At 67.6% G+C, this 11,613-nt stretch carries 14 protein-coding genes; 7 read left to right on the top strand and 7 right to left on the bottom strand.

The window, feature by feature from the left end:
* The 5 genes from ACZ7NC_RS37930 to ACZ7NC_RS37910 form a co-directional block, all read left to right on the top strand.
* Nucleotides 1-639: PAS domain-containing protein (locus ACZ7NC_RS37930; protein WP_471495427.1), on the top strand; the 639-nt coding region annotated here is incomplete at its 5' end.
* A 23-nt stretch (nucleotides 640-662) separates the two neighbouring features.
* Nucleotides 663-1,517, top strand: a complete 855-nt coding sequence (locus ACZ7NC_RS37925; protein ID WP_471495425.1) for a GAF domain-containing protein — start codon at nucleotides 663-665, stop codon at nucleotides 1,515-1,517.
* A gap of 12 nt (nucleotides 1,518-1,529) precedes the next feature.
* Complete coding sequence (locus tag ACZ7NC_RS37920) at nucleotides 1,530-2,264, top strand: ANTAR domain-containing protein (RefSeq protein ID WP_471495423.1); 735 nt, start codon at nucleotides 1,530-1,532, stop codon at nucleotides 2,262-2,264.
* A gap of 107 nt (nucleotides 2,265-2,371) precedes the next feature.
* Nucleotides 2,372-2,518, top strand: coding sequence for a hypothetical protein (locus ACZ7NC_RS37915; RefSeq protein WP_471495439.1), 147 nt, complete (start codon nucleotides 2,372-2,374; stop codon nucleotides 2,516-2,518).
* A 518-nt stretch (nucleotides 2,519-3,036) separates the two neighbouring features.
* Nucleotides 3,037-3,225 (top strand): hypothetical protein, encoded by a 189-nt coding sequence (locus ACZ7NC_RS37910; protein ID WP_471495421.1) that lies wholly within the window; start codon nucleotides 3,037-3,039, stop codon nucleotides 3,223-3,225.
* Between the two features lie 332 nt (nucleotides 3,226-3,557).
* On the opposite strand, the gene ACZ7NC_RS37905 is transcribed toward ACZ7NC_RS37910, so the two are convergent.
* The 3 genes from ACZ7NC_RS37905 to ACZ7NC_RS37895 all read right to left on the bottom strand — a co-directional run bounded on the left by ACZ7NC_RS37905 (nucleotide 3,558) and on the right by ACZ7NC_RS37895 (nucleotide 5,159).
* Nucleotides 3,558-4,409, bottom strand: a complete 852-nt coding sequence (locus ACZ7NC_RS37905) for an ABC transporter ATP-binding protein (protein ID WP_471495419.1) — start codon at nucleotides 4,407-4,409, stop codon at nucleotides 3,558-3,560.
* Between the two features lie 12 nt (nucleotides 4,410-4,421).
* Entirely contained in the window at nucleotides 4,422-4,694 is a 273-nt protein-coding gene (locus ACZ7NC_RS37900; protein WP_471495417.1) for a hypothetical protein, read from the bottom strand.
* A 117-nt stretch (nucleotides 4,695-4,811) separates the two neighbouring features.
* On the bottom strand, nucleotides 4,812-5,159 hold the full coding sequence (locus ACZ7NC_RS37895; protein WP_471495415.1) for a hypothetical protein: 348 nt from the start codon (nucleotides 5,157-5,159) through the stop codon (nucleotides 4,812-4,814).
* Between the two features lie 653 nt (nucleotides 5,160-5,812).
* On the opposite strand from ACZ7NC_RS37895, the gene ACZ7NC_RS37890 reads away from it, so the two are divergent.
* Nucleotides 5,813-5,941 carry a hypothetical protein gene (locus ACZ7NC_RS37890; RefSeq protein WP_471495437.1) on the top strand — a complete coding sequence of 43 codons (129 nt, stop codon included), beginning with the start codon at nucleotides 5,813-5,815 and terminating at the stop codon, nucleotides 5,939-5,941.
* 127 nt (nucleotides 5,942-6,068) lie between these two features.
* Here the strand turns inward: ACZ7NC_RS37890 and ACZ7NC_RS37885 are convergent, their stop codons facing one another.
* The 3 genes from ACZ7NC_RS37885 to ACZ7NC_RS37875 form a co-directional block, all read right to left on the bottom strand.
* The gene (locus tag ACZ7NC_RS37885; protein WP_471495413.1) at nucleotides 6,069-6,938 is read right to left on the bottom strand and encodes a hypothetical protein; all 870 of its coding nucleotides are present in this window, start codon (nucleotides 6,936-6,938) and stop codon (nucleotides 6,069-6,071) included.
* A 193-nt stretch (nucleotides 6,939-7,131) separates the two neighbouring features.
* The gene (locus tag ACZ7NC_RS37880) at nucleotides 7,132-8,208 is read right to left on the bottom strand and encodes a metallophosphoesterase (RefSeq protein ID WP_471495411.1); all 1,077 of its coding nucleotides are present in this window, start codon (nucleotides 8,206-8,208) and stop codon (nucleotides 7,132-7,134) included.
* Between the two features lie 241 nt (nucleotides 8,209-8,449).
* Nucleotides 8,450-9,562, bottom strand: coding sequence for a LacI family DNA-binding transcriptional regulator (locus ACZ7NC_RS37875; protein WP_471495409.1), 1,113 nt, complete (start codon nucleotides 9,560-9,562; stop codon nucleotides 8,450-8,452).
* Nucleotides 9,563-10,013: 451 nt separating this feature from the next.
* Here ACZ7NC_RS37875 and hisC point away from each other — a divergent pair, with 451 nt between their 5' ends.
* Nucleotides 10,014-11,093: a histidinol-phosphate transaminase gene (gene hisC, locus ACZ7NC_RS37870; RefSeq protein WP_471495407.1), complete on the top strand. Its 1,080-nt coding sequence runs from the start codon at nucleotides 10,014-10,016 to the stop codon at nucleotides 11,091-11,093.
* Here hisC and ACZ7NC_RS37865 read toward each other — a convergent pair.
* On the bottom strand, nucleotides 11,090-11,491 hold the full coding sequence (locus ACZ7NC_RS37865) for a cyclophilin-like fold protein (protein WP_471495435.1): 402 nt from the start codon (nucleotides 11,489-11,491) through the stop codon (nucleotides 11,090-11,092). The two genes, hisC and ACZ7NC_RS37865, sit on opposite strands and share 4 nt — an antisense overlap.
* Nucleotides 11,492-11,613: the final 122 nt, after the last annotated feature.

Below are 11,613 nucleotides of genomic sequence, written 5' to 3'. Positions count from 1 at the left end.
TCCTTCACCGACGTCACTGTCGCCACGCAGCTGAAGGCGGAGGTCAAGAGGATCCGGGAGGACCTGGAAACGGCGTACGAGGAACTGCAGTCCACCAACGAGGAGTTGGAGACCACCAACGAGGAACTCCAGTCCAGCATCGAGGAACTGGAGACGACCAATGAGGAACTGCAGTCCACCAACGAGGAGTTGGAAACGACCAACGAAGAGCTCCAGTCGGGCAACGAGGAACTGGAGACGATGAATGAGGAGATGCGTATCCGCACTGATGAACTGGACGAGGCTCGGGCGTTTTTGGACGCGGTTCTGACGAGCATTGCTGCGGGTGTGGTGGTCCTGGACAAGGATCTGAAGGTCAGGAGCTGGAACCGGGGTGCAGTCGACCTGTGGGGACTGCGTGCCGACGAGGTGTTGGAAGAGCCCTTCTTCGAGCTGGACTTCGGGCTGCCCACCGAGGTCCTGCGGCCTGTTGTGCAGCGGTGCCTTCAGACTCGTAGGCGTTCGGGCCCGGTCGCGGTGGAGGCGCTGAGCCGTATCGGCCGGTCCATCACCTGTGATGTGTTCTTCTCCCCGTTCGGAGGGCACAACGGCGGTGTCGTCCTGATGATGGAAGAAAGCCGAAGTGACGCCCCCGACTGACAGCGCGGCGTACTCTTGGGTGCATGGACCCGCAGAGGCGTGAGGAGAATCTCAGCCTGGCAGCCGTGGCGCAGCGTCGGGCTGCGCTGGCCCGCGAGCGCGCGGACCGGGCGGAGGCGGTCGCAGAGCGGCACGAACTCCTGGCGAAACAACCCGGACGTGGCTTCCACGCCCACATCGCAGAGACCCATCGCAAAACAGCCGCCTGCCACCGCGCTTCAGCCCGGCTCCAGGAAGACTTCGCCTGGCGTGCGGCGCAATGGGACCAGAACCATGGCACCAGGCCGCGGTTCATGACCGGGGTCGCCGAGGCGTGCGGCACGGGCAGCGCAGCGGTCACGCTGGTCGACGCCGGCCAGAACCAGCTCGCGATCGCCGTGTCCGACGAACAATCTCGGGCAGCCCAAGAACTGGAATTCATCCTCGGCAACGGGCCCACCCGAGATGCGGCCTCGGCACGCCGTCCGCTCCATGTCTCCGGGCGGGCAATGGAGGCACGCTGGCCCGGCTACGGGACTGGCCTCGCCTCGCTGGGCATCGCCTCGGTGGCCGCCCTACCGCTCCCGTCGCAGGACAGCTGCATGGGCGTGCTGACGGTCTTCGATCCACAGCCTGGGCCCGGCGGGCCCGCCGATCTTGCCGAAGTCGCCGCAGCCCTCATCCCCATCGTGCTCCTGGGCCCTGACGCCGACGCGGGCCTCTATGGCGAAATCGACATACGCGCAACCGTTCTGCAAGCCACGGGCATGCTTTCCGAGGAAATTGGCCGCCCCACCGCCGACGCGCTGGCACTCATCAAAGCCCGGGCCTTCGCCGAGGGAATATCGATCGAGACAGTCTCCCGGCAGATCGTGCACGGAGACCTGAGACTCAGCTGACGAAGAGGCACCATGATATCCGAGCAGCGGCTGGCCGACGTATTCACAGCCTTGGTCGGCAGCACGGCGGACGGCCCGCTTGACGTGCCCGCAACCCTTTCCGCTTTGGCCACGTGTGCCCCTTCCCTGCTCGACACCCCAGCCGCGACCGTGGTGTTCGCCCCCGACGGCTACAAGACAGCGCAGGTAACTGGCTCAGAGCCCGAACTGTCCCGTCTGGAACACGAAGCCGTCGGTTGGCGCGAAGGCCCCGGCCATGACTGCCACCACGCCGACGGGCTCTGGGCCCAGTCGGTATTCGAGGGCCGCCTTGCCAGGCACCGTTGGCCGCACTACGCCCCACGTGCCCTGCGACTCGGCTACACCCGCGTGGCAGCCCTCCCCCTGCGCGAGCCCGCCGGGACCAGCGGGGCCCTCGTCCTGCTGTCCCGCGAACAGCACGCCTTCACCTTGGAGGCACTCACGCTCGGCCAGTCCATGGCGGACTTCACCGCCGTCATCCTGGAACGCGCCCGCGAAGCCCACCGCTGCCGAACTCTCGCCGCCCAACTGGAAACAGCCCTGAACAGCCGCGTGATCATCGAACAGGCCAAGGGCATACTCGCAACCCACAGAGCGGTATCCCTGGACGAAGCCTTCGACCTTCTGCGTAAACACGCCCGTTCACATAGGCGATCAGTTAGGGACGTGGCCCGCGAGGTGGTCGATGGCCATGAGTATCCCGGTGCAGCCGATCCCTCCTTATGAAATCTGGGGACCGCTTCGATTTGTTAGATGGCCTCGCTGTTCCGTTCCGAGCCGGATCACGAAGGACTATCAGCCGGTGGGCATTCTCCAGGGTGTGGTTGTCTTCGATGAAGATTAGTAAAAGCATCCCAGAGCGGTTCGGCGGTGATGCGGCTGAGGGGGCGTCGCCGGAGGAGATCGCCGAAGGGATGCTGCAGAAGTCGAAGGAGTTCGCGGCCAGCGGGAACCAGGTGTACTTGCCGATCGCGGACTGAATACCGCCGCATGGTTGGCTGAACCGCCGGAGGCAACGGTTTGTCCGACTTATCACATTTGGCTCCGGGTAGAGGCAGTACCCTGCCTTCCGGTCGCAGACGGAGTAGCGGGGCGCCGAGTGGTGGCAGCATTGGGATTCGGCCGGATGAGGTGTGGAAGGGAGGGATAGGGATCAGTAGTTGGCGCGTGCTTCAGTCTGTCGGGGCCTCTCGGCGGTAGTACGCCCAGTAGCCAGCCGCCGTCAGCGCCGCCGTGTAGAGCAGGTAGACCACCAGGGCTACCCGGGGTCGACAGATCCGACCCGACCATTGCTTCTGCGAACGATCGCTCCTGGCCTGCAAATGCTGATACATCGGTGAGCGTCGCCCGGCCCGCCGCGAATGGCAGCCAGTCGCCCACGCCGTCCAGTCCGGGGACGTAGCCCAGCAGGAGACCGGCGAGCCGCTCGCCTAGAAGGGGCCACAGGCACAGCACCACCACCGGCACGATCCTGTTCCGCAACAGCGCCACCAGCGCCATGCACAGCAGCGCCCAGCAGCCCATCCACGGCACGAAACGCAGTACCGGCAGCAGCACCGTACCCCATGTCGGCTGCGGCGCACTCACCGTGGCCAGGACGACCGCCGCCGAGATCGCGCCCACGAGCGCGCTCGTAGCCGCCACACCGGCGCCCACCAGGAACCCGACCGCGCACTTCGCCGCGTAGGCCGTCCGGCGGCCATCGACACCGCACTGATCGCCCGCGTCCTGTCCAGGTCGAGGAGGAGGCCGGGCCCGGTGAGCAGGCTCAGCGCGGCCACCACGCCGAGGAGGACCCACGTGGAGCGCAGCGCTGCGAGGTGATGCCATTCGTACCGGCACGCGTTGCGAAATGCCTCGCCGACCGGGACGACCCACAGGGTGGGGGACGGGGACGTCGGCGCACCGGCAGCCGACGGGATGCGCGTCAGGGGCGGTCACGAGATCCTGAACTCCTCTTCCGCGATGGACAGTAGAAGTCCTCCAGCGACGGCATGTCCTCGGACAGCCAGTGCAGTGTCACGCCGGCCTCCGCCGCGAGGGCGCTGACCCGGACCGCTCCAGGCCCGTGATGTGCCCGTTCAGCCCGTCGGCCTGCTGCAGTTGACCACCCTGCTTCTCCACCAGGCACGCGAGCTTCGGCAGATCCGGCGTCTGCACGGTCACCACGCTCCGGCTGCCCGCCCGGGACAGCAGCTCGGCGATCGGCGACGCGGCAACGACGCGGCCGCGCGACAGCACGCGGTCCGCGAGCTGTTCCATCTCGCTCAGCAGGTGGCTGGCCACCATGACCGCGCGGCCCCCCGCCGCCTGGTCCCGCAGGAACTCCCGCAGCCAGCGGATCGCATGCGGATCAAGTCCGTTGGCAGGCTCGTCGAGAATGAGCACGGGCGGATCATCGAGCAGCGCCTGCGCGATCCCCACGCGCTGGGCCATGCCCAGAGAGAGCTGGGACAGCTTCAACCGAGCCGCCTGCGTGAGACCCACCAACTCCAGCATGTCGTCGACGCGCTGGTCGGACGCGCCGCACCCGGCGGCCACCATCCGCAGATGCGAGCGCACCCGGTGCTTGGGGTGGCCGGCGATGCCGCCGAGGACCGCACCCACGACGCTCCCCGGGGAGCTCCAGGCGTGCAGGGGGCGGCCCAGGAAGAGCGTCGTGCCCTCGCCGCGGGTGAGGCCCAGCATCAGCCGGATGGTGGTGGTCTTTCCGGCGTCGTTGGCACCGACGAAGCCGGTCACCTCACCCGCGTGCAGCGTCAGTGACACGTCGTCGAGAACCGTCCTGTTGCCGAACGAGCGTCTCAGAGCCTGTGCTTCAGCCAGTACCTCGCCCGTCGCCACAGCCTGTTCCTCTCCGGATGAACCCATCCCGACGGAGCGTCAGGACCAGGGGAGGCCGTTGTTGATGCCGAAGAGCACGGTGAAGAGCGCCATTGCTCCCAGCGGAACGATCACGAACGAGTCAGGCCGTTCGCGTCGGATCGCGCCCCAGGCGAGGGCGATAAGCGGTCCTATTAGCCCGGCGGCCATCAGGGCCCAGCCCGCGCCTTTGTTTCCGACTATGTGGAATGCGACAAACGCCGCCGTGATGAAGCAGAAGGGAGAGGCCCACAGGTTCTTCAGAGCGGAGGGCATTTCGGTGGTGGAGGCCATGGAATTCTTCCTCGCGACGAGCAGGACCGTACGAAGCACCGCCGGGATGCGCGGCAGCGGAAGTGACCAGGTACCGGGCCGTTTTTCGGCCGGTTCCTGGGCACCCACCTCATCTACTTAGAACAGGCTGTTGATGTAGCTGAACAGCGCGTACTGCACCTCACCGCCGGCCGCGACCCAGGCGATCCGGACCGGGAGGTACCAGGGCAGGCCGTTCATGTACGAACGGAACTTCCCCCAGCCCTGCTTGGCGGCCTTGATCGCGTCGTCGCAGACCTTGCCGCCGTGCCGCTTCAGCAGGTAGTACAGGGCCTTGACGGCACTGCTGGCAGCGCCACGGGTCTGGGCCTTGGTGGCCGTGCCGTCGGCGACGGCACGAACCGACTGCGCTTCCTGCGTGCTCAGTTCGGCCTTGACAGCCGGGTTGGCGAGGAGCGTACGGGCGTGGTCGGCAGACAGAGTCACGGCGGCCGACCCGAGATGGCGGCCATACGTAATGTGTTACGGGTCGTAGAATCTCCCTTGCGTTCAATCGCAAGCGGAGGAAGTCCCTACGGGCGACCTGGACAGGCGTGGAAACCGAAAGGTTCCCCCGGACTTCTTCCCCCGATTACTTCTCTCCGGACGCACCAACCAAAGACCCATCGGCGGTTGATCAGATCATGCACGCGGGTACTGAATGTGGGGTCCTTGCGTCTCAATCCGGTTGGTCTGTCCGGGAGTTCGACGCGGGTAGAACTTAACACAGCCGTAGACCGCTTCGCTAGAAAGTGTGTTTGCACGTGTGGGGTACGTAAAGGCTGTGTACCTAGGGGTAGACCACTGCGTATGGGCCCTGGTCTCCGGCTGAGCGGGCTAGTGGGAGCCAATTTCCCATTATGAGAAGCGGACTGAGTCCCCCCGGTTCCAACGTTGGGAGATTGGCCGATAACCAAAAGAACCCGAGTCTCACCAAACGGGTCAACGGAGCCAGCCGCTGCGCCTGGAGAGGCGGTTGCGGGCGCTACTGCCTGTTTGCGTCGGGGATCCTCGCTGCCTTTGGTTCGTGGCTGAGGCCGACCGCCGCCACTTGTCCAGGGTCCGTGGTGGGCGTCGGCCGTGTTCGGGGTGGCTGCTCGATGAAGATCTCCCAGGACATCCGCCGCCAACACGGCGGTTCCCCGCAGGAGATCGAGGAGGGTATGGCTCAGAAGTCGAAGGAGTTCGCCGCGTCGGGCAACCGGGTGTACCTGCCGATCGCGGACTGACGTCGACGTCCTGGCCGGCTGTTCGCCTGTTCGGCTTGCGCCTCCCCGAGGAGGTCTCCTCGGGGTTCCGTCGAGGCGGAGGTCCCCCGCTGGGGGCCTGCTCACGGCGGGGGCGCAAGCCGAGGGGCTACTCCGGCTGGTGTTCCGGCCCTCCGAAGTCCGGGCTGGAGTAGTCCGGGCTGCTGAAGCTCGGACGCGGGCCCGAGGAGGAGCCGTCGCCCGGGCTGCTGAAACCGGGGCGGTCGTAGCCGAGGTTCGGGATACGGCCGGCCGGTGTCGACGGTGGCGTGCGATGCAGGGCCGCCGTCGTGCCGGGGTCGGCGAGCGCCTCCCGTAGGAAGGGCAGGACGCCGCGCTCCAGCAGGGCTTCGCGCCAGGCTTCCTTGGCCCGGGCCACCTCTTCGCTCAGTTCGCCGTGCGGCCCGGAGTCGAAGGCCGGACGGTTGCGCAGGGCGGTGAGCAGAAGTCCGACCGCGGCGACCAGGATCGCGGCCGCGGCGATGGCGCCGAACACCCATCCGGTGGTGAGCATCGTCTGGGCGAACGCCGGCTCGGGGTCGAACATCTTCAGGATGTAACCGACGAGCAGGAAGATCGCCGCGGCGGTGCCGGCGAGGACGGGCGCCAGGACGGCGACCACGGCGACGATGCCGGGGCCGACCGTCTCGGCGACTTCTCCCATGGTGGTGGCGAGCCCCATCGCGCCCGTGCCCGACTCGGTGGAGCCGGACTCGCGGGCGGACGACGGGGTGGACGGCGCCGGCTGGCGCAGTTCCTCGCGGACCTTCACGTAGTGCTGGTACTCGGTCGCCGCGGCCGCCGTGATGAGTGCGGCGGCGTTCAGCGCCATGGTGCGCAGCTGTTCGGAGTTGAGCCGCTGTCCCACAGCGGCCAGTTCCGGGCGGTGTGGTGCGGAGCGCAGCGCCTCGTCGAGGATCCGCTCGTACTCCTGGCGGTCCTCGCTGTGCAGGTGCTGCGGAACGCTGTTCATGTGCATCCCCCGATGCTCCGTAGGGCTTGGGGCTCGCATGCCAACGAGCCGTCGGGCAGAAACGGAGGGGAGCCTGCTACGGATAAGCCGATGGTAGAGCGGTGACGGCACACGGTGACAGGGGGTTTGCCAAAATTGGGCCCTGGCCTGCGCCGTCCTCCGTCCCTGCGGGATGGGGGGACGCCTGCCCGGTGAACGTTCAGATATCCAGCGGAAGTTGCTGCACCAGCAGCTTTCCGGCCATGGTCACGCCGCCGTCCATCGCGATGGCGAGGCCGTCCGCGTAGAGGTGCGGCCCCTCGATCAGCGGCCCGGTGCTGTCCTCCCCGTCCTCGGAGCCGACCTCGCCCAGCAGATACGGAATGGGGCTGTGGCCGTGAACGATGCGGGTGCCGCCGTACGTATCGAGCAGGGAGCGCACATGGTCGGGGCCGCCCTCGTCGCGGAAGGAGAAACGCCGCGTGAACTTGCGGAAGAGATCCCAGCACTCGTCGGCGTCGTTGCGCGTGAGCGTCTCACGGACGGTGTCGTTGACCGCCTCGATCGAGTCGCCGTAGTCGAGATAGGCGGTGGTGTCCGAGTGCACGAGCAGATGGCCGTCGACCTCCTCCATGGCGTCCAGCCGGGACATCCACTGAAGGTGGTGGTCCTGGAGGCGGTCCATGTCGGTCTTCTGGCCGCCGTTGAGCAGCCAGGCCGCCTGGAAGGTGGCGGTGCCGGCACCGGAGTTGACGGGGGTGTCGCCGAACCGCTTGGCGCCGATCAGCAGCAGCTCGTGGTTGCCCATCAGGGCCTTGCAGTAGCCGCCGGCCGCTGCGGCCTCGGCGGACAGCCGCATCACCAGGTCGATGACGCCGATGCCGTCCGGGCCGCGGTCGGTGAAGTCGCCGAGGAACCACAGCCGGGCGGTGCCCGCGCACCAGTTCCCCGACGAGTCGATGAGGCCCCGCTCCTGGAGGGCTGCCATCAGCTCGTCGAGGTAGCCGTGCACATCGCCGACGACGAACAGCGGACCGGCGCCCTGCGTGGACTGCTGGGCCGGCAGGGAGGCGGGGTCGACGTGCACCTGGACCGTGTCACCGCGATTGATCACCGGCAGGTCGCGTTGCGTCGGCGTGTACCCCTCGGGATAGGCCTCGTCGAGGAGCGGGGTGACCTCGCCCGGGTGCGTGCTGTGGGCGTACGGACCGGTCTCATGGACGTATGCGGGCACCCGGAAGTCGCGCAACGTCGCCGTGCGCTCCACCTCGGGTCCCTGACCGGCCCCCTGAGTCATCAGACCCCTCCACCATCGCGCCGCATCTGCACCGCATCGGACTGCCTGGTCGCAGCGGCCCGCGGGTGTCGTGGGCCCATCATAGGAATGCCGATCGCGCCATGTGATGACCCAGGGGTGGTGAATCGGAGCAGGACTGCTGTTCACCGCGGCTTTCGCCCCGATTGGGCAGGGCTTCGACCACTCGACGACTGGGCTCGGCCGGCCTTCCGACCAGCCGTTCCCGTGCTTCGGCGCGCTTCTACCGCTCCTCGGGGGACCGCGGCGGGCTGACGGTCGTACGCGGCGGACGTCGCTGGGACGAGGTACGCACGATCAACTCGGTCGGTATCACCTGCTCGACGGGCTGGTCCGACTCGACCCCCTCGATGGCGTCGATGAGCAGTTGGACCACTGCCGTACCGATCCGGCGCGGCTTCAGGGAGAGCGTGGTGACGGGCGGCTCGGTGTTGGCGTACACCGTGGACTCGCTGCAGCACACCAGCAGCAGGTCGTCCGGTACGCGCATGCCGTAGCGGCGGGCGGCGGCGAGCAGGTCGGTGCCGTTCGGGTCGAACAGGCCGTAGACCGCGTCGGGGCGGTCGGGTCGAGCGAGCAGCCGGTCGGCGGCGACGGCGCCCGCGCACGGGTCGTGCGCCGGGTAGGACTCGTACACCGGGTCCTGTCCGACGCGTTCGCACCAGCGCAGGTACGCGGTGGTGGACAGATGGGTGTACGTGTCCGTCGTGGTGCCCGTCAGCAGGCCGATCCGGCGGGCGCCCGCGTCGGCCAGGTGGTCGAGGATGCCCATTACGGCGGCCTCGTGGTCGTTGTCGACCCAGGCGGTGACCGGGAGCGAACCGGCGGGGCGGCCGTCGGAGACGACCGGGAGCCCCTGTCTGACCAGTTCGCTGACGACCGGGTCCTGGTCGGACGGGTCGATGACGACCGTGCCGTCGAGGGCGACGTTGGACCAGACGTCGTGGCGCGAGGTCGCGGGGAGGATCACGAGGGCGTAGCCGCGGGCGAGTGCGGCCGAGGTGGCGGCGCGGGCCATCTCGGCGAAGTACGCGAACTCGGTGAAGGTGAAAGGTTCATCCCCGTATGTCGTCACGGTCAGGCCGATGAGTCCTGACTTGCCGGTTCGGAGTGTGCGGGCGGCGGCCGAGGGCCGGTAGCCCAGCCGGTCGGCCACTTCGCGGACATGGCGTCGGGTGGCGTCGGGGAGTCGGCCCTTGCCGTTGAGGGCGTCGGAGACGGTCGTGATGGAGACTCCGGCGGCGGCCGCCACGTCTCTGATGCCCGCCCGACCGGGCCGACTGCCTCGACGTGAGGTTTCCGCGCGGCTCACCTGGTGCTTCCCTGCTGCTGTCATGGCGAGCCGATAGTAGGGCTCATGCGGTGGGGTAGTGCGGACGCATATGCAGTCGTTGACAGGCACGTTTCTGCAAGGTCATTGGGAGTCAAATTCCTTGGAAACCAAGGGAGTTGAACGATCCAATAGTAGGACGTGACTTGTCGGCGCGCATGAGCCTGCCAAGTGTCCGATGTTTCGAAGAGGTCTCAACTCACCTTCACGGGTGATGCGCGCCACGGCGTAAGCCACCGGCGCGTAGATATATGTATGGCGCGCCCCCCAGTTCGTACGCCTTCGTGCGGCGATGCCCCTGATGCAGGTGTGACAGATGGGATCAGCAGACGAGCGCGCGTCGCCCGCGCGTATCGGCGCTTCCTCACCTGTACGCATCGGCGCCGAATCCTCATAAGGTGAGAAGTATTGGAGCCGGCGGTGGTGATGGCCGCCGGTGGTCGCGAGGAGGACTGCGGTGAGTGAGACGAGCCCCAAGCTGCGCGCCGAGCTGGAGGGTATCCCCACCTACAAGCCGGGCAAGCCCGCCGCGGCCGGTGGCCCTGTGGCCTACAAGCTGTCCTCCAACGAGAACCCGTATCCGCCGCTGCCCGGCGTGATGGAGACGGTGATGGCCACCGCATCGTCCTTCAACCGCTACCCGGACATGATGTGCACCGGGCTGATGAACGAGCTGTCCGAGCGCTTCGGCGTCCCGCTGTCCCACCTGGCCACCGGCACCGGCTCGGTCGGTGTCGCCCAGCAGCTGATCCAGGCCACCGCCGGACCCGGCGACGAGGTCATCTACGCCTGGCGGTCCTTCGAGGCGTACCCGATCATCACGCAGATCAGCGGCGCTACGTCGGTGAAGGTGCCGCTGACGCCGGGCGAGGTGCACGACCTGGACGCGATGGCCGCCGCCATCACCGACCGCACCAGGCTGATCTTCGTCTGCAACCCCAACAACCCGACGGGTACGGTCGTGAGGCGGGCCGAGCTGGAGCGGTTCCTCGACCGGGTGCCCAGCGATGTCCTGGTGGTGCTCGATGAGGCGTACCGCGAATTCATCCGCGACCCCGAGGTGCCGGACGGGGTGGAGTTCTACCGTGAGCGGCCGAACGTCTGTGTCCTGCGGACGTTCTCCAAGGCGTATGGCCTTGCCGGTCTCCGCGTCGGCTTTGCGATCGCCCATGAGCCGGTGGCGGCGGCCCTGCGTAAGACGGCCGTGCCCTTCGGGGTGAGCCAGCTCGCGCAGGAGGCGGCCATCGTCTCGCTGCGTGCCGAGGACGAACTGCTCGGCCGGGTCGGGTCGTTGGTGTGTGAGCGCAACCGCGTGGTCGACGGGTTGCGCGCACAGGGCTGGACCGTGCCCGAGACCCAGGCCAACTTCGTGTGGCTGCGACTGGGGGAGCGCACTGCCGCCTTCGCGGAGGCGTGTGAGCAGGCGGGCGTGGTGATCCGGCCGTTCCCGGGCGAGGGTGTGCGGGTCACGGTCGGGGAGGCCGAGGCGAACGACATCTTCCTGAAGGCGGCGGAAGGGTTCCGCAAGGACTTCTAGGCGTCCGCCGGCTCAACCAGCTCCACGCGCACGGGGTCACCGTCGCGTACCGTCGCCAACAGGCGAGGGTCGCCGTCGATGCGGCCCAGGACGTTGCAAGGGCTCGCGAGGCGGCACTCGTCGCCTCGCGAGATCGGCGTGGGTCCGTAGGGGAGAGCCAGCGCGTCGCCGTCCGTCCAGAAGGCGACGGTGCCCGGGTCGACGACCTGCCGGGCGCTGGTTTCACGTGGAACGGCGACGCCCGTGTCGAAGTAGACCTCCTCACCCCATGTACGAGCGGTGGAGACGAGGGGCAGGACCTTGGCCAGGGCCTGCGCGGTCGGGGTGTCGTCCAAGGCTGCAGTGACGTGCCCTGCAGGCCAGGAGATCCGTATCCGTAGCGATGGCTGTGTCTGCATGAGCATCGATTCAACAATATGTTGAAGCTCGCGCCAAGGGGTTGGTCCGAAGGAAGGGACCCCCCTTCGAGGTCGACAGAGTTCGTGCTGCATAATTGCTTGTGAATGTGAACGCTTTCACA

It is taken from the genome of Streptomyces sp. NPDC111802 (genome assembly GCF_055634335.1).
Note: the sequence above shows the minus strand (reverse complement) of the source record. Positions and strands in the feature narration are given on the sequence as shown.

Coding starts and splice junctions, on each gene's coding strand:
- ACZ7NC_RS37885 (WP_471495413.1), bottom strand. CDS start 6,938: ATGCACATGAACAGCGTTCCGCAGCACCTGCACAGCGAGGACCGCCAG.
- ACZ7NC_RS37890 (WP_471495437.1), top strand. CDS start 5,813: ATGAAGATCTCCCAGGACATCCGCCGCCAACACGGCGGTTCCCCGCAG.
- ACZ7NC_RS37915 (WP_471495439.1), top strand. CDS start 2,372: ATGAAGATTAGTAAAAGCATCCCAGAGCGGTTCGGCGGTGATGCGGCT.
- ACZ7NC_RS37925 (WP_471495425.1), top strand. CDS start 663: ATGGACCCGCAGAGGCGTGAGGAGAATCTCAGCCTGGCAGCCGTGGCG.
- ACZ7NC_RS37910 (WP_471495421.1), top strand. CDS start 3,037: ATGCACAGCAGCGCCCAGCAGCCCATCCACGGCACGAAACGCAGTACC.
- ACZ7NC_RS37865 (WP_471495435.1), bottom strand. CDS start 11,491: ATGCAGACACAGCCATCGCTACGGATACGGATCTCCTGGCCTGCAGGG.
- ACZ7NC_RS37880 (WP_471495411.1), bottom strand. CDS start 8,208: ATGACTCAGGGGGCCGGTCAGGGACCCGAGGTGGAGCGCACGGCGACG.
- ACZ7NC_RS37905 (WP_471495419.1), bottom strand. CDS start 4,409: ATGGGTTCATCCGGAGAGGAACAGGCTGTGGCGACGGGCGAGGTACTG.
- ACZ7NC_RS37875 (WP_471495409.1), bottom strand. CDS start 9,562: ATGACAGCAGCAGGGAAGCACCAGGTGAGCCGCGCGGAAACCTCACGT.
- ACZ7NC_RS37900 (WP_471495417.1), bottom strand. CDS start 4,694: ATGGCCTCCACCACCGAAATGCCCTCCGCTCTGAAGAACCTGTGGGCC.
- ACZ7NC_RS37920 (WP_471495423.1), top strand. CDS start 1,530: ATGATATCCGAGCAGCGGCTGGCCGACGTATTCACAGCCTTGGTCGGC.